Below are 16,729 nucleotides of genomic sequence, written 5' to 3'. Positions count from 1 at the left end.
GTGTGGTCGTCCCCCAGGGTATCGGGCCCTTCCCCCATCCGGGGACCTGCCCGCTCCCGGTGCGGGTCCGCCGCTGTCCGGGGATCCCTCCCGGCCCGGCCCTTTCGCCGTTTCCGGGGGCCCGGCCCCCGGAAACGGCGCCGCGACCTAGGACAGCGCGGCCGTCACCGAGGCGGCCAGGTCCGCCGCCTCGGCGGGGTCCAGCGGCTTGCCCTCGGGGGTGGTGACGTACAGGGTGTCGACGGCGTTCGCGCCCAGTGTGGAGACGTGGGCGCTGCGCACCCTGACGCCCGCCGACTCCAGGGCCCGGCCGATCCGGTGCAGCAGTCCCACCGCGTCCGGGGCCCGCACCTCCAGGACGGTGGCCAGCAAGGACACGTCCGGGACCACCGTGACCCGGGGCGGCGGCGGGACCACCCCGCGGCGGCGCGGGTAGGCCGCCTCGCGGTCCGCCAGCTTCGCCGGGACGTCCAGCGAGCCGTCCAGGGCGCGGACCAGGTCGGTACGGAGCCGGGCGGCCTGCGGCAGCGCGCCGTACTCCGCCGCCACCCGCCAGCGCAGCACCAGGACCTCCCCCAGCCGGTCCGGGAGCTCCATGGAACGCAGGTCGGCCGCCCGTACGGTGAGCCGGTGCAGGGCGAGCACCCCGGCCGCCGCCGGGAGGACCCCCGGCTGGTCGGGGACGGCGACGACGAGCTCCACACCGACCGCGTCCTCCTCCTGGCGGGCCTGGAGCGCGAGGACCGGCTCCCCGGTGCGCAGGGCCTCCACCGCCAGGCGTTCCTGTTCGGTGGTCGGGATCTCCGGTTCGCCGGCCGCTGGGGCCGTGCCGCGCAGTACGGCGGCGACCCGCACGACGAGGTCCGCCACGAGCGATCCCCGCCACGCGCTCCACGCGGCCGGCCCGGTGGCCAGGGCGTCCGCCTCGGTCAGGGCGTGCAGTATCTCCAGCGTGCCCACCGAGCCCACGGCGTCGGCGACCGCGCGGACGGTGGCCGGGTCGTCCAGGTCGCGCCGGGTCGCGGTGTCGATCAGCAACAGGTGGTGCCGTACGAGCACGCCCAGCACGTCGACGTCCTGGGCGTCGAAACCGATCCGGGCGGCGACGTCGCGTGCGATGGTCTCGCCGGCCACCGAGTGGTCCCCGGGCCAGCCCTTGCCGATGTCGTGCAGGAGCGCGGCCATCAGCAGCAGGTCGGGGCGGCCGACCCGGCGGGTCAGTGCCGAGGCCCGCACGGCCGTCTCGATCAGGTGCCGGTCCACCGTCCAGGTGTGGACGGGATTGCGCTGCGGGCGGCAGCGCACCCGCTCCCAGTCCGGGAGCAGCCGCGTGATCAGGCCCTCCGCCTCCAGGGCCTCCCACACGACCACCGTCGGCTCCCCCGCGCCCAGCAGGGTCAGCAGCTGCTCCCGCGCCTCGGCCGGCCAGGGCACGGGGAGCGGTTTGCCCTGCGCCGCGAGCCGGCGCACGGCGTGCAGGGAGACGGGCAGACCCGCCTGCGCGGCGGCCGCGGCGAACCGCAGGGCGAGTACGGGGTCGCGGTCCGGGCGCGCGGCCAGGGCCAGTACGGCCTCGCCGTCGGACTCCACCACGCCCTCGGCCAGGGGTGCCCGCGCGGCCGCCCGGTCGCCGCGGACGGACAGCAGCCCGCGGAGCCTGGGCCGGGCGGCGCGGGCCCGCAGGACGCGCCCGACCTCCCGCCAGGTCACGTCCGCGGCGTACGCGACGACCCGCGCGGCCTCGTACACCTCGCGCAGCAGCGCGTCCGCGTCGAGCAGTCCGAGCCGGTCAGCGACCTGGTCCTGTTCCTGGAGCGAGAGCCGGTCGGTGGCCCGGCCGGTCACCAGGTGCAGGGCGTCCCGGGCGTCCAGGAGCCGCCGCCGGGCCTCGGCGAGGCCCTCGCGCGGGGCGTCGGCCAGCCAGGACGCGGCGACCGCCCGCAGCGCGGTGGCGTCGCGCAGGCCCCCGCGGGCCTCCTTGAGGTCGGGTTCGAGCAGGAAGCGCAGTTCCCCGGCCCGCTCGGCCCGTTCCCGGCACAGGGAGTGCAGTTGCGGGAGCCGCTTGGCGGCCTGGTTGCGCCAGTCGGCCAGTACGGAGGTGCGCAGGCCGGCGAGGAGTCCGGCGTCGCCGGCGACGGTACGGGCGTCCAGCAGGCCGAGGTGCACCTTCAGGTCCTCGGCGGCGGTCTTCCGCGCCTCGGCGGGGGTCCGTACCGAGTGGTCGAGGGCGAGGCCGAGGTCCCACACGGGGTACCAGAGGCGGTCGGCCAGCGCGCTCAGCGCCTGCGGCTCCGCCCTGCCGTCGTGCAGCAGCACCAGGTCGAGGTCGCTGCGCGGGGAGAGTTCGGCCCGCCCGTAGCCGCCGACGGCCACCAGGGTGGCGCCGCGGACGCCGGTCTCCCGTACTGCGGTCGTGAACAGGCCGTTCAGCCATTCGTCGGTCAGCCCGGCCAGGGCGGAACGGCGCGAAGGCCCGGACTGCGACTCCTCCTGGAGGAGTCGCAGCCGGGCCGCGGCGTATCCGCTGGGTCCCGAGTCGGCCGTGTGGTCCGTGTTCTCTTCGACGCTCGTCACCCAGAAGCTCCCGTCAGCTAGAGCGCGTCAGCGCCGCGCTCGCCGGTGCGGACCCGTACGACCGAGTCCACGGGGACGCTCCACACCTTGCCGTCACCGATCTTGCCGGTGGCCGCGGCGCTCACGATCACCCGGATCAGTTCCTCGGCGTCGGAGTCGTCGACCAGTACCTCGATGCGGATCTTGGGTACGAGGTCGACCTGGTACTCGGCACCGCGGTAGACCTCGGTGTGGCCGCGCTGGCGGCCGTAGCCGCTGGCCTCGGTGACGGTGAGTCCCTGCACTCCGAAGGCCTGGAGGGCTTCCTTGATCTCGTCCAGCTTGTGCGGCTTGACGATCGCGGTGATCAGCTTCATGCGTCAACCTTCTTGCTCGCGGCGGAGGGGGTGGGTGCGGCGGTGCTCCGCGAGGCGGCTCCGCCGCCGGCTCCGCTGAAGTCGTAGGCCGTTTCGGCGTGTTCGACCTGGTCGATACCGGCGACCTCGTCGTCCTCGGACACCCGCATCCCGATCGTCTTGTCGAGGAGGAAGGCGAGCAGCGCCGACGCCACCAGAGAGTAGGCCAGGACCGCGAAGACGCCGATGGCCTGCTTGCCGAGCTGTTCCAGGCCGCCGCCGTAGAAGAGGCCGGCCACGTCGGACTGGACCCCGCCGGTGGCGAAGAGGCCGACGAGCAGGGAGCCGACGACACCGCCGACGAGGTGGACGCCGATCACGTCGAGGGAGTCGTCGTAGCCGAACTTGTACTTGAGGCCCACGGCCATGGCGCACAGCAGACCGGCGATGGCGCCGACGGCGATCGCGCCGAGCGGGCTGACCGCACCGCCCGCGGGGGTGATGGCGACGAGGCCGGCGACCGCGCCGGAGGCCGCGCCGAGGGTGGTGAAGGAGCCGTGGCGCAGCTTCTCGTAGGCGAGCCAGGCGAGCATGGCGGCGGCGGTGGCGACCTGGGTGTTGACGAACATGACCGCGCCGACGCCGTCGTCGTTGCCGAGCCAGGAGCCCGCGTTGAAGCCGAACCAGCCGAACCACAGGAGACCGGCGCCGAGCATCACCAGGGGGAGGCTGTGCGGGCGCATCGGGTCCTTCTTGAAGCCGACGCGCTTGCCGATGACCAGGATCACGCCGAGGGCGGCGGCGCCGGCGTTGATGTGGACGGCGGTGCCGCCCGCGAAGTCGATGACGCCGAGCTCGAAGAGCCAGCCGCCGGCGCCCCAGACCCAGTGGGCGACGGGGAAGTAGACGACGGTGACCCACAGGGCGGTGAACAGGACCCAGGCGCCGAACTTCACGCGGTCGGCCAGCGCACCGCTGATCAGGGCGGGGGTGATGACGGCGAACATCAGCTGGAAGACGGCGAAGACGTAGACCGGGATGGTGTAGCCGTCCCACAGCTCGGTGATCCCGATGCCGCTGAGGCCGACGTAGTCGGAGTTCCAGCCGATGAGGGAGCCGGAGTCGGTGCCGAAGGCGAGGCTGAAGCCGTAGAGGACCCACAGGATCGTGACGATCCCGAGGCTGATGAAGCTCATCATCAGCATGTTGAGGCTGCTCTTGACGCGGACCATGCCTCCGTAGAAGAAGGCGAGTCCCGGGGTCATCAGCATGACCAGGGCGGAGCAGATGAGCATGAACCCGGTGTTCGCGGCAGACAGCGTCGGGGCGTCTGCCGCGAGGGTCGTGATGGCTGATGCCATCGGCGTCTCCTCGTCGTCGGTACGTTCGCGTGCGGGCGATCGTGAAAACCTGAGCGGCGTAAAAGGGGTGTCCGGCCGGGCTGGGGAGGCTGGCCGGTTAATGACCCCGAGATTCGCGCAGGCCGGTTTCCGGCGGCGCCGCTCGGTGTTTCGCGCCCGTGACGAAGAGGGCGGGCGTGTTACGCGTCAATGAACAGGTGGATCACAAGAGCCGGCCGCGGCAGTACCCGGATGTCCTGGCTGGGGGAGCCTGATCGGGCTTCACGGGGTGACTGCCGCGGCCGGGGCCTCGGGGGCGGCCGCGTGGGCCGTCAGACGGCCTCCGCGGCTTCGGGCAGCCGGGAGGCGAGGTGGTCGGTGAGCCGGACCACCTCGGCGACGTCGCCGTACTCACGGGCGGCCGTGTCCACGGTCTTGCGCAGTCGGGTGTTCACCCGTTCGGACCGCACCTTTCCCGCCACGTCGAGGGCGCGGTCCACGAGGGCCGCGGCCTGCTCGGGCTCGCGCTGCAGCAGGTGGACGGTGGCCATGCCGATGAGGTTGAGGGCGTAGGAGCGCTGGTGCTCCTCGTCCTTCTCGAAGAGCTCGACGGCCCGTTCCATGACGGGTTCGGCGAGGGAGGCGTACATGGGGCTGCGGCCGGCCACGTAGGCCAGGTCCCGGTACGAATGGGAGTTCTCGCCGTTCAGCTCGGCCTCGGAGAAGAAGCGGATCCAGTCGGGCTCGGGCTCGCCCGCGAAGCCGACGTCGGAGAAGGTGTCCTCGGCCATCCGCACGGCCCGCTTGCAGCGGCTGGGCTGGCCCATGTTGGCGTACGCGCGGGCCTCCATCGCATACAGCATGGCCTGGGTGCGCGGGCCGGCGCAGTCGCGGCTGCCGTACTGCGCGAGGTGGACGAGTTCCAGGGCGTCCTCGGGGCGGCCCAGGTGGATCATCTGGCGGCTCATCCCGGAGAGGATGTACGAGCCGAGCGGCTTGTCCCCGGCCTCCTTCGCGGCGTGCAGGGCAAGGACGAAGTACTTCTGCGCGGTGGGGTGCAGGCCGATGTCGTAGCTCATCCACCCGGCCAGTTCGGCCAGTTCGGCGGCGACCTTGAAGAGTCGCTTCATGACCGGGGCCGGGTGGTTCTCCTGGAGCAGGTCGGTGACCTCGTGCAGCTGGCCCACGACGGCCTTGCGGCGCAGTCCGCCACCGCACTGGGCGTCCCACTGGCGGAACATGACGGTGGTGGCGTCGAGGAGGTCCAGCTCCGGTTCGGAGAGCCGCGGCGGCCGGTGGCCGCCGAGGGCCCCCGTCGGCCCCGCCCCGCGCGGTCCCGGGTCGGCGGCCGGTACCGGTACGAGCCAGCGCTGCATGGGCTCGATGAGGGCGGGGCCGGCGGAGAGCGCGAGCGAGGTCCCGAGGAAGCCGCGGCGCGCGAGCATCAGGTCGCTGCGGGAGAACTCGCCGAGCAGTTCGACGGTCTGCGGGCCGGCCCAGGGCAGGTCGACCCCGGAGACGGAGGGGGTCTGGTGGGCGGTGCGCAGGCCGAGCTGTTCGATGGCGACGACGGAGCCGAAGCGCTCGGAGAACAGCTCGGACAGGATGCGCGGCACGGGCTCGCGGGGCTGTTCACCGTCGAGCCAGCGGCGCACCCGGGAGGTGTCCGTGCTGATGTGGTGGGCGCCCATCTGACGGGCCCGGCGGTTGACCTGCCGGGCGAGTTCGCCCTTGGACCAGCCGCTGCGGACGAACCACGAGGTCAGCTGGTCATTGCGCGCAGCAGCATCCTCGATCGTTCCGCTTGCGCCGTTGCCGCTCACTGGAACGCCCCCATCCGCTCAGCATCTTCCACACGAAACCCTGGCGTGGGCGCCGTGCGCCACCACGGACCTTCACAGGTCCTTCACGTATTGCCTCCGGCATACCCACGGACGGGTCGCCTTCGGTTTCGTGCACCGAAAGTAATCCTACGATCACCCCTGCGGCGAGGTCGATTCCAGAAACGCCACCATTCGCCACCCCTTCGAATGAACCCGCCACCCGCCAGGCGCGATTCACTTGACACCGAGGTGAAAGCGGATCGGTTGGACTGGAGTGCGCTCGGGGCGCGCGCGGCGAGGAGTGCGCCGGGCAGCATCGGAGGCACCCGCGGCGGGACTGCCGGCAGAGGTCCCGCCGAGGTCGTCCCCACCGGCTTCGTAACCACCGGCACGTCCGACCCGTTGGAGGGGGCATGGGCATGGGCTTCACGATCGGCAGCAGCCGCGGCACCAAGGAGTTCCGCTCCGGCACCCGGCGCCGCGGCCGGACCTCGGAGTGCACGGCGGTGGCGGAGTACACCGGGCTGTGGGGCTGGGACGTGGTCCCCGGCGCGCGGGCCTCGGCGCCCGCCCGCGACTGCTCCTGCGGGGACGCCCGGTGCGCCGCGCCCGGGGCGCATCCTCTGGCCTTCGCTCCCACGGTCCCGGCCGGCGCCACCCTGGACGAGGTGACCGAGGCCTGGAGCGGGTACCCGGGCGCCGCCGTCCTGCTCCCCGTGGGCCGCGTCTTCGACGTCATCGAGGTCTCCGAGGAGGCCGGGCGGCGTGCGCTGGTACGGCTGGAGCGGATGGGCCTGCCGCTCGGCCCGGTCATCGTCACCGCCGACGGCCGCGCGCAGTTCTTCGTGGCCCCGGGCGCCGCGGCCGAACTGCCGCAGCTGCTGTACCGGATGGGCTGGGACGACGCCGACCTCGATCTGCGGGCTTTGGGCCGGGGTGCCTTCGTGACCGCCCCGCCCTCCGACCGGGCCGGGCTGGGCCAGGTCGGCTGGCTGCGTCCGCCCGCGCTCGACTCCGCCGGGGGGCCGCCGCAGGCCAGGCTGCTGCTGGGGACCCTCGCCTACCTCTGCCACCGCTTCCGCCGGTAGTCGCGGCCCGGGCCCAGAGCCCCGGGCCCGGGCCCACCGCACATGACGGCGCCCCCGGGTTCCGGCCGGAACCCGGGGGCGCAGGTGCCCGTAGGACCTCGCTCAGTCGCCGATCAGGGCGTCGACGAACGCCTCGGGCTCGAAGGGCGCCAGGTCGTCCGGACCCTCGCCGAGCCCGATGAGCTTGACGGGGACGCCCAGCTCGCGCTGGACGGCGACGACGATGCCGCCCTTGGCCGTGCCGTCGAGCTTGGTCAGCACGATGCCGGTGATGTCCACGACCTCGGCGAAGACCCGGGCCTGGGTCAGGCCGTTCTGACCGGTGGTGGCGTCCAGGACCAGCAGGATCTCGTCCAGCGGACCGTGCTTCTCCACGACGCGCTTGACCTTGCCGAGCTCGTCCATGAGGCCGGTCTTGGTGTGCAGGCGGCCGGCGGTGTCGATGAGCACCACGTCGGCGCCCTCGGCGATGCCCTCCTTGACCGCGTCGTAGGCGATCGATGCCGGGTCGCCGCCCTCGGGGCCGCGCACGGTACGGGCGCCGACGCGCTCGCCCCAGGTCTGGAGCTGGTCGGCGGCGGCGGCGCGGAAGGTGTCCGCCGCGCCGAGCACGACGCTGCGGCCGTCGGCGACGAGCACGCGGGCCAGCTTGCCGGTGGTGGTGGTCTTGCCGGTGCCGTTGACGCCGACGACCATGATCACACCGGGGGTGTCCTCGCCGCTCTCCGTCTTCACGACGCGGTCGAAGTCGGTGCCGACCAGGGTCAGCAGCTCCTCCTTGAGCAGGGCGCGCAGATCCGCCGGGGTGCGGGTGCCGAGCACCTTGACCCGCTCGCGGAGCCGGTCCACGAGCTCCTGGGTCGGTACGACACCGACGTCGGCGACGAGAAGGGTCTCCTCGATCTCCTCCCAGGTGTCCTCGTCGAGGTGCTCGCGGGAGAGCAGCGTGAGCAGCCCCTTGCCGAGGGAGTTCTGCGACCGGGCGAGACGGGCGCGCAGCCGCACCAGGCGACCGGCGGTGGGCTCGGGCACCTCGATCGCGGGCGCGGCCGGGACCTCGGGCTCGGGTTCGGCTACCGGCGCCGGGGCGGGAGCCGCGGCCTCCGGGAGTCCGACCTCCTCGATCGTGCGGCGCGGCTCTTCCGCCGTCTCTACGGCGTCCTCCCCCACCTGCGGCTCGGCAGGCGGGGCAGTGATGGTCGGCGTGCTCGGCGGTGCCGGGGGCGGCAGCTGCTTCTTCTTGCGGCTGCTGACCACGAGCCCGCTGATCACGCCGACCGCGACCAGGGCGATGACTACAGCAAGGATGAGGATGTCCATAACCCCACCAGTATCGGCCACGGCCACCCCGGAGCCGGGAAGCCGGGCGTTCCGGCCAGGAGGTAAGCCGCCGTTTATGGTTTTAGCGGCAAATCCATGATGATGGGCAACTTCCCCCCATAACCTCCCCACGGAGCAACCGCATGCCTGCCGAGCACGCCGACGGCGCAGCCGACACCGCGATCGAGACCCGCGGCCTGGAACCCGTCCCGGACGGCGAGCGCGGCGGCCGGGTCCGCGAGCTCGTCCCCACCTGGGTCGCCGCCAACATCAGCGTGCTCCTGCTGACCATGGGCGCGGGACTGGTGATCTTCAACAAGCTGAACATCTGGCAGGTGCTCGTCGTCGCGGTCGCGGCGCCGGTCGTCTCGTACGGGCTCGTCGGCCTCATATCGATCGCGGGCAAGCGCGGCGGCGCTCCCGGCATGGCCCTGTCGCGGGCGGTGTTCGGGCAGCGCGGCAACCTCTTCCCGGGCGCCCTGATCTGGGTGGCCCGGTGGGGCTGGGAGACGATCAACGCGGTCAGCGGCGCCTACGCCGTACTGACCGTGCTCGACCTGCTGTTCGGGGTCCGCAGCGGCACCCCGCTCATCGTCGTCACCCTGCTGTTCTTCGTGGGCTGCACCTTCGTGGTCTCGGGTCTGGGCATCAGCGCGCTGCGGGTCTGCTCGAAGTGGTCGACGTACCTCTTCGGCGCCTTCAGCGTGCTCGTCCTCGGGTACCTCCTCTTCACCACCGACTGGTCCGCCGTCTTCGGCAAGCCGGCCGGCTCCAGCGCGATGATGATCGCGGGCATCGGCACGATCGCGGCCGGCGGCATCAGCTGGGTGCCCTCGGGCCCCGACTTCACCCGTTACCTGCCGCGCACCGCCTCCTCCGGGGCCATGGTCGGCGCGACGATCGGCGGAGCCGGCGTGGTCGTGCTCCCGATGGTCCTGATGGGTGCGGTGATGGCGGTCGGCACCCCGGACCTGGCCGGAGCGCAGGACCCGGTGTCCTTCATCGGCGAGCTGCTCCCCACCTGGATCGCCGTCCCGTACCTGCTGATCGCGCTCATCGGCATGCTGCTGATCAACTCGATGTCCATGTACTCGGCCGGCTTCACCGCACAGACCCTGGGGATCAAGGTCCCGCGCGCCTGGGCGGTCGGCGTCAACGCGATCATCAGCCTGGTCTTCGGTTTCCTGCTGATGGTGGTCGCGACGAGCTTCTTCGGCTCGTTCATCTCCTTCCTGACGCTACTGGCGGTGGCCTTCTCCGCGTGGATCGGAGTCTTCGGCGTGGACATGCTGCGCCGCACGGCCTACGACGGGCCCGCGCTGATGGACACCACACGGACCAGCGCCTACTGGTACAAGGGCGGCTTCGCCTGGCAGGCCATGACCGCGTGGGCGCTGGCCCTGCTGATGGGGCTGCTGTTCACCGAGGTGGACTGGTTCGGCGGGCCGCTCGCCGGCACGTGGATCGGCCGCAACGGTCTGGGCTGGGTGGCGGGCATCGTGACCTCGGGCGTGCTGTACGCCGTCCTGCCGCGCACGGCGGCCACCGGCCCGGCCCCGTCCGCGGCGCCGCAGCCGGCGGCCGGGCACCGGCCCGAGCCCGAGTCCGAGCCCGCCGGATCCCTGTCCAACTGACGCCACGTCAGCTAACGTCCCCCTTCGCCCGCCCACCACATCCGGCGAAGGGGGACTTCTCCATGCCCATCACCGTGGCCCGGTTCAATCTCGTCGACCCGAACGGCACCCCCGAGTCCCTCTCCGCCCGCTACAGGGCGGCGCTGGAGATGGCCCGGTACGCGGACGACCGCGGGATCGACACCATCCAGACCGAGGAGCACCACGGCACCGACAACAACTGGCTGCCGTCCCCCTTCGCCTTCGCGGGGGCGGTCTTCGGCGCCACCCGCCGGATCGCCGTCACCGTCTCGGCGATCATCGGCCCGCTGTACGACCCGCTGAAGGTGGCCGAGGACATCGCCGTCCTCGACCTGCTGAGCGGCGGCCGCCTCGTCACGGTCGCGGGCATCGGCTACCGGCCCGAGGAGTACGAGCAGCACGGCGTGGAGTGGGGCCGGCGCGGCCGGCTCCAGGACGAGCTGCTGGAGACCCTGCTCAAGGCGTGGACCGGCGAGCCCTTCGAGTTCCGCGGCCGCACGGTACGGGTCACCCCGACGCCGTTCACCCGGCCGCATCCGCTGCTGCTGGTGGGCGGCAGCTCCGAGGCGGCGGCCCGGCGCGCGGCCCGGCTGGGGCTGCCGTTCTTCCCCAGCGCGCACCTGCCGGAGCTGGAGGCGTACTACACCGCGCGGCTGGCGGAGTACGGCACGGAGGGCTTCTGCATGATGCCGGCGGCCGAGACCCCGCTGCTGCACATCGCCGAGGACCCGGACCGGGTCTGGGCGGAGCACGGTGAGCGCTTCCTGCACGAGGCGGGCATGTACGCGTCCTGGCAGTCCAAGGACATCCGCAGCGCCGTACGGTCGGCCGCGCGCTCGGTGGCGGAGCTGCGCGCGGAGGGCGTGTACAGGATCCTCACCCCGGACGAGGCGGTCGCGTACGGCCGGGCCGCGGGCGAGGCGGGGAACCTGGTCCTGCACCCGCTGTGCGGCGGGATGCCGCTGGACGAGGGCTGGCGCAGCCTGCACCTGCTCTGCGAACAGGTACTGCCCCGGCTCAAGGACTGAGCCGGGGCAGTATCGAGGAGAAGGGGTATTGGCGGGGGTGGTTACCCCATCTCCTCCAGCGCCTTGCCCTTGGTCTCCGGCACCCACTTGAGGATGAACGGGATCGAGAGCAGGGCGAAGAACGTGTAGATCATGTAGGCGCCCGAGAGGTTCCAGTCGGAGAGCGACGGGAACGTGACGGTGATGACCCAGTTGGCGATCCACTGGGCGGCGGCGGCCACACCGAGGGCGGCGGCGCGGATGCGGCCGGGGAACATCTCACCCAGCAGCACCCAGACCACCACGCCCCAGGAGAGGGCGAAGAAGAGGACGAAGAGGTTGGCCGCGACCAGGGCGGTGATGCCCTGCGCGTGCGGCAGCGAGATGTCGTCGCCGGTTCCGGTCTTGAACGAGAAGGCCCAGGCCGCCGTGCCCAGCGACAGCGCCATGCCCACGGAGCCGATGAGGGCGAGGGGCTTGCGGCCGAGCCGGTCCACGAAGATCATCGCGATGACCGTACCGATGATGTTCACGACCGAGGTCTCGAAGGAGTACAGGAACGAGGAGCTCGCGTCGATGCCGACCGACTGCCACAGCGAGGAGCTGTAGTAGAAGATCACGTTGATGCCGACCAGCTGCTGGAAGACCGAGAGGCCGATGCCGATCCATACGATGGGCAGGAAGCCGAAGCGGCCGCCGAGCAGGTCCTTGAAGGTGGACTTCACCTCGGAGCGCATGGAGTGGTCGATCTCGCGGATGCGGGCGTCGACGTCGATGCCGGAGCCCTCGACCTCGCTCAGGACCTTCTTGGCCTTCTCCGTGCGGCCGACCGAGACGAGGAAGCGCGGGGACTCGGGGATGACGAAGGACAGCAGGCCGTAGATCACGGCCGGCACGACCATCACACCGAGCATCCACTGCCAGGCCTCGAGTCCGCCGATCTCACCGCGCTGGTCGCCGCCCGCGAGGTTGAGGATGGCCCAGTTGACCAACTGCGAGACGGCGATGCCGATGACGATGGCTGCCTGCTGGAAGGAGGCGAGCCGGCCGCGGTAGGCGGGCGGGGAGACCTCGGCGATGTAGGCGGGGCCGATGACGGAGGCCATGCCGATGCCGAAGCCGCCGATCACACGCCACATGGCGAGGTCCCAGAGGGCGAACGGCAGGGCCGAACCGATGGCGCTCGCGGTGAACAGGACGGACGCGATCTGCATGCAGCGGATGCGGCCGATCCGGTCGGCGAGGCGGCCCGCGGTGGCGGCGCCGATGGCGCAGCCGATCAGCGCCGCGGCGATCACCTGGGCGAGCGCCGCCGAGCCGACGTCGAACCGTTCGCGGATCGCGACGACGGCTCCGTTGATGACGGAGCTGTCGTACCCGAAGAGGAAGCCGCCCATGGCCGCGGCCGCGGCGATGAAGATGACGTGGCCGAGGTGCTCGGGGTGGGGGGAGGATCCGCCGCCCGGTGCCGAGGCCCGCGATGTGCTGCTGGTCAAGGTGTGCTCCGTGGGGGTTTGGTCCGTCCTCACAGTGGCGCACAGTTCAAGATCGGGCACCACTCGAAGGCGGGAGACAGCGGAGCGAGCCTATGCGTTCAGTTTCTGAAGTCAATACCTGGCGTAAAGTTCACGTGTTCCCCGGAGATACGGGACATTGGATTCACTTATTGAAGTGAATCGAGTCAGCGGAGCCGCTGACTGATGACCTTGGACACCCCGTCCCCCTGCATCGAGACGCCGTAGAGCGCGTCCGCGACCTCCATCGTCCGCTTCTGGTGCGTGATGACGATCAGCTGTGAGCTCTCCTGCAGCTCCTCCATGATCCGGATCAGCCGCTGCAGGTTGGTGTCGTCGAGCGCGGCCTCGACCTCGTCCATCACGTAGAACGGGCTGGGGCGCGCCTTGAAGATGGACACCAGCAGCGCCACGGCGGTCAGCGAGCGTTCGCCGCCGGAGAGCAGCGACAGCCGCTTGACCTTCTTGCCCGGCGGGCGGGCCTCCACGTCCACGCCGGTGGCGAGCATGTTGTCCGGATCGGTCAGGATCAGCCGGCCCTCGCCGCCCGGGAACAGGCGCGAGAACCCCCCCTCGAACTCCCGGGCCGTGTCCCGGTACGCCTCGGTGAACACCTGCTCGACGCGCTGGTCGACCTCCTTCACCACTTGAAGGAGATCGGCTCTCGTCTTACGGAGATCCTCCAGCTGCTCGCTGAGGAACTGGTGGCGCTCCTCCAGCGCCGCGAACTCCTCCAGCGCGAGCGGGTTGACCTTGCCGAGCTGCTGGTAGGCGCGCTCGGCCGCCTTGAGCCGCTTCTCCTGCTGGGCCCGGACGAAGGAACCGGGACGGTTGCGCGGGTGCTCCGGATCCTCCGGCAGCGTCTCGCCCTCGGCGGCCGGGGACGGGGGCACCGGCTGGTCGGGGCCGTATTCGGCGACCAGGGCGGCGGCCGCCGTGCCGAACTCCTCCAGCGCCTTGGCCTCCAGTGCCTCGATGCGCAGCCGCTGCTCGGCCCCGAGGACCTCGCCGCGATGGACGGAGTCGGTGAGCTTGTCCAGCTCCCCCTTCAGCTCCCGGCCGCGGTTGCGCGCCTCGCCGAGCTCCCGCTCCGCGAGGCCCTTCGCCCGTTCGGCCCGCTCGCGCTCCTCGTCGGCCCGGCGGAGCGAGACCTCCACGTGCGCGAGGAGCTGCCGGGAGCCGTCGGCCACCGCCCCGGCCACTTCCGCCTCGTGGCGCAGCCGCGCCCGGCGGCGCTCGGCACGGGCCCGGGCCTCGCGTTCCGCCCGGGCCCCGCGGTCGAGCGAATCCGCCCGTCCGGCCAGCGCCCTCACCCGCTCCTCATGGGTCCTCAGCTGGAGCCGGGCCTCCATCTCGGTCTGCCGGGCATTGGCCCCGTCGGCCGCGAGCCGGTCCCGCCGGGAGCCGTCCGGCTCCTCGTCCACGGGCATCTCCTCGGCGGTGGCGAGCCGCTCCGCGCACTCCGCCACCTCGGCCAGTGCCTGCTCCAGCGCGTCCTGTGCCTTCGCCGCGGCGGCGGCGCTGCGCTCTGCCTCGCCCGCGGCGCCCTTCGCCTGCCCGGCGAGCCGCCCGAGCTGCTGGGCGACCCCGGCCCGGGCCTGTTCCGCGGCGCGCCGCCGGTCGGCGAGCTCGTCGACCAGGGCGGCCGCGTCCTGGCGGCGGGCCCGGGCGGCGGCCTGCGCCTCGCCGAGCTCCTCGCAGCGCACGCCCAGCAGCGTCAGTTCGGCCGCGGCCTCGTCGACGGCGGCCTGTACCTCGATCAGGCTGGGCGCCCCGGCGGAACCGCCGTGCGCGAGGTGCGCCCCGAGCACGTCACCGTCGAGGGTCACGGCCACCGCGTCGGGCCGCTCCGCGACGAGTGCCTCGGCCTCGTCCAGTGAGGCGACCACGACGTGGTCGCGCAGGACCCACCCGACGGCCCGCAGCAGCTCCGCGTCCCCGCCGACCAGGCCGGCGGCAGGTACGGGCGCACCCGCGGGCCCGTTGCCGGGCGCCGGGGCAGGGGCAGGAGCCTGGGCGGCGGAGGCGGACCCGCCCGGGCCCGCCGACAGGTGCGCCGCGAAGGCGGGCAGATCTCCGTCCCGGGAGGGGGCCGGACGGGGGACGGCTCCCCCGGTCCCGGTCCCGGTCGCGGTCCCGGTCGCGGTTTTGGAACCGGCCTCGGCTCCGTCACCGCCGCCGTCCCCGCTCCCGGGGCCGGCCGAGGCCTGGCCCGGGAGGGCGGGCGCCGCCGGGGCGATCAGCAGGGTGGCGCGGCCCGCGTCCGCCTCGCGCAGATGGCGGATCGCTCCGGCCGCCGCCCCCGGGGAGGCCACCGCCAGCGCGTCCGCGGCCGAGCCCAGCGCCGCGGCCACCGCGCCCTCGTACCCGGGGGTCACCGAAAGCCGCTCGGCCGCCGGTCCCAGCAGCCCTGCCAGCCGCTCCCGCGCTGCGAGCAGCGCGCCCGTACCGTCCTTGCGGCGCAGCCCCAGCGCGAGCGCGTCCCGCCGCGCCGAGACGGCCGCCCGTGAGCGTTCCGCCCCGGAGAGGGCGTCCCGCGCGGCCGACAGGCCCGCCTCCGCCGCCGCCAGCTCCGCCCGCGCGGCCTCGTGGTCCGTGTCGGCCGACGGGTCCTCGAGCCCCCCGACCTCCTCCGCGAGCGCCTCGTACTCCTCCTGCGCGGCGGCGGCCCGGGACTGCGCCGCGTCCCGCGCCGCGACGAGCCGGTCGATCTCGGCCTGCGCCGCCCCCGCGCGGGAGCGGGCCGCGCCGAGCCGGCCGGTCAGCCGGGCCAGCCCCTCGCGCCGGTCGGCGATGGCCCGCGCGGCGTCCCGAAGGCGCCGTTCCTCCTCGGCCAGTGCCTGCTCCAGCTCGGCCCGGTGCTCGGAGGTGTCCTCCAGCGCCCGCGAGGCCGCCTCCAGGGCGGCCGTCAGTTCCGCCTCCTGCTCGCGGATCCGCGCCGCCTCCCGCTCCATGCTCTCGGGGTCCCTCGAATCCGCGCCGCGCCGCTCCTCCTCCGCCGGCGCCGTCGCGCTCCTGACCCGCGCGTCGGCCAGGGACGCGGTCCCCCGGACGCGTTCGGCGAGCTGCGACAGCTCGTACCAGGTCTGCTGCGCCCTCGTGAGCCGCGGCGCCAGTTCCCGTACCGCCTCCTCCAGCTCCGCCTCGCGCCGCAGCGCACCCGCGAGCTGGGCCTCGGCGGCCTCCTTGCGTTCCTTGAGCGCCGCCTCGTCCGCGATCTCCGCGTCGAGCGTGCGCCGCAGCGTGACCAGGTCGTCGGCGAGGAGCCGCAGCCGCGCGTCGCGCAGGTCCGCCTGAATCACGGCCGCCCGCCGCGCGACCGCCGCCTGCCGTCCCAGGGGCTTGAGCTGGCGTCGCAGCTCGTCGCCCAGGTCCTGGACGCGCGCGAGGTTGGCCTGCATCGCGTCCAGCTTCCGCAGCGCCTTCTCCTTGCGCTTGCGGTGCTTGAGTACGCCTGCCGCTTCCTCGATGAAGGCGCGCCGGCCCATGGGATCGGCGTGCAGTACGGAGTCCAGCTGGCCCTGTCCGACGATGACGTGCATCTCGCGGCCGATGCCGGAGTCGGAGAGCAGTTCCTGGATGTCGAGCAGGCGGCAGGTGTCCCCGTTGATCTGGTACTCGCTGCTGCCTCCGCGGAACATGATCCGGGTGATGGTGACTTCGGCGTAGTCGATGGGCAGCGCGCCGTCGGAGTTGTCGATCGTCAGCGACACTTCGGCGCGCCCGAGCGGCGGACGCCCGGTGGTCCCGGCGAAGATGACGTCCTCCATCTTGCCGCCGCGCAGGGACTTGGCCCCCTGTTCCCCCATGACCCAGGACAGCGCGTCCACCACATTGGACTTGCCGGAGCCGTTCGGGCCCACGACACAGGTGATACCGGGCTCGAAGCGCAGGGTCGTGGCCGACGCGAAGGATTTGAAGCCACGCAGGGTCAGGGACTTGAGGTGCACGCCGCCGGACTCTACCTTTCGCGTCCGGTTTCACCCATGAAGGTGCTGGGCACAACTGACGCCAATGGGATCAGGCCCCCCACCTGGCCCTGTGGTCCATCGCGTGACGGGGAGGGGAGGGGC

10 protein-coding genes are annotated in these 16,729 nt (G+C 72.8%); 3 read left to right on the top strand and 7 right to left on the bottom strand.

Annotation, left to right across the window (positions count from 1 at the left end; genetic code table 11):
• Positions 1-147: 147 nt before the first annotated feature.
• The 4 genes from OG444_RS27355 to nsdA all read right to left on the bottom strand — a co-directional run bounded on the left by OG444_RS27355 (position 148) and on the right by nsdA (position 6,072).
• Positions 148-2,574 (bottom strand): [protein-PII] uridylyltransferase, encoded by a 2,427-nt coding sequence (locus tag OG444_RS27355; RefSeq protein ID WP_327264653.1) that lies wholly within the window; start codon positions 2,572-2,574, stop codon positions 148-150.
• A gap of 17 nt (positions 2,575-2,591) precedes the next feature.
• Entirely contained in the window at positions 2,592-2,930 is a 339-nt protein-coding gene (locus tag OG444_RS27350; protein WP_030009357.1) for a P-II family nitrogen regulator, read from the bottom strand.
• Positions 2,927-4,270: an ammonium transporter gene (locus tag OG444_RS27345; RefSeq protein WP_327264652.1), complete on the bottom strand. Its 1,344-nt coding sequence runs from the start codon at positions 4,268-4,270 to the stop codon at positions 2,927-2,929. The genes OG444_RS27350 and OG444_RS27345 overlap by 4 nt, the downstream gene beginning before the upstream one ends.
• 311 nt (positions 4,271-4,581) lie before the next feature.
• A complete protein-coding gene (gene nsdA / locus OG444_RS27340) occupies positions 4,582-6,072 on the bottom strand; it encodes a transcriptional repressor NsdA (RefSeq protein ID WP_383204502.1) in 1,491 nt (496 codons plus the stop codon).
• Between the two features lie 419 nt (positions 6,073-6,491).
• Here nsdA and OG444_RS27335 point away from each other — a divergent pair, with 419 nt between their 5' ends.
• On the top strand, positions 6,492-7,160 hold the full coding sequence (locus OG444_RS27335) for a bifunctional DNA primase/polymerase (protein WP_327264651.1): 669 nt from the start codon (positions 6,492-6,494) through the stop codon (positions 7,158-7,160).
• A 102-nt stretch (positions 7,161-7,262) separates the two neighbouring features.
• On the opposite strand, the gene ftsY is transcribed toward OG444_RS27335, so the two are convergent.
• Positions 7,263-8,480, bottom strand: coding sequence for a signal recognition particle-docking protein FtsY (ftsY, locus tag OG444_RS27330; RefSeq protein WP_327264650.1), 1,218 nt, complete (start codon positions 8,478-8,480; stop codon positions 7,263-7,265).
• A 143-nt stretch (positions 8,481-8,623) separates the two neighbouring features.
• Here ftsY and OG444_RS27325 point away from each other — a divergent pair, with 143 nt between their 5' ends.
• Entirely contained in the window at positions 8,624-10,114 is a 1,491-nt protein-coding gene (locus OG444_RS27325) for a purine-cytosine permease family protein (RefSeq protein ID WP_327264649.1), read from the top strand.
• A 62-nt stretch (positions 10,115-10,176) separates the two neighbouring features.
• Complete coding sequence (locus OG444_RS27320; protein ID WP_327264648.1) at positions 10,177-11,163, top strand: LLM class flavin-dependent oxidoreductase; 987 nt, start codon at positions 10,177-10,179, stop codon at positions 11,161-11,163.
• A gap of 41 nt (positions 11,164-11,204) precedes the next feature.
• Here OG444_RS27320 and OG444_RS27315 read toward each other — a convergent pair whose 3' ends face one another.
• Positions 11,205-12,638 carry a sugar porter family MFS transporter gene (locus tag OG444_RS27315; protein WP_327264647.1) on the bottom strand — a complete coding sequence of 478 codons (1,434 nt, stop codon included), beginning with the start codon at positions 12,636-12,638 and terminating at the stop codon, positions 11,205-11,207.
• 185 nt (positions 12,639-12,823) lie between these two features.
• Positions 12,824-16,606, bottom strand: a complete 3,783-nt coding sequence (locus tag OG444_RS27310) for an AAA family ATPase (RefSeq protein ID WP_327264646.1) — start codon at positions 16,604-16,606, stop codon at positions 12,824-12,826.
• Between the last annotated feature and the right edge of the window lie 123 nt (positions 16,607-16,729).

This window comes from Streptomyces sp. NBC_01232 (assembly GCF_035989885.1).
In the GTDB taxonomy this organism is placed as follows: Bacteria; Actinomycetota; Actinomycetes; order Streptomycetales; family Streptomycetaceae; genus Streptomyces.
This window is presented reverse-complemented; position numbering and strand designations above follow the sequence as displayed.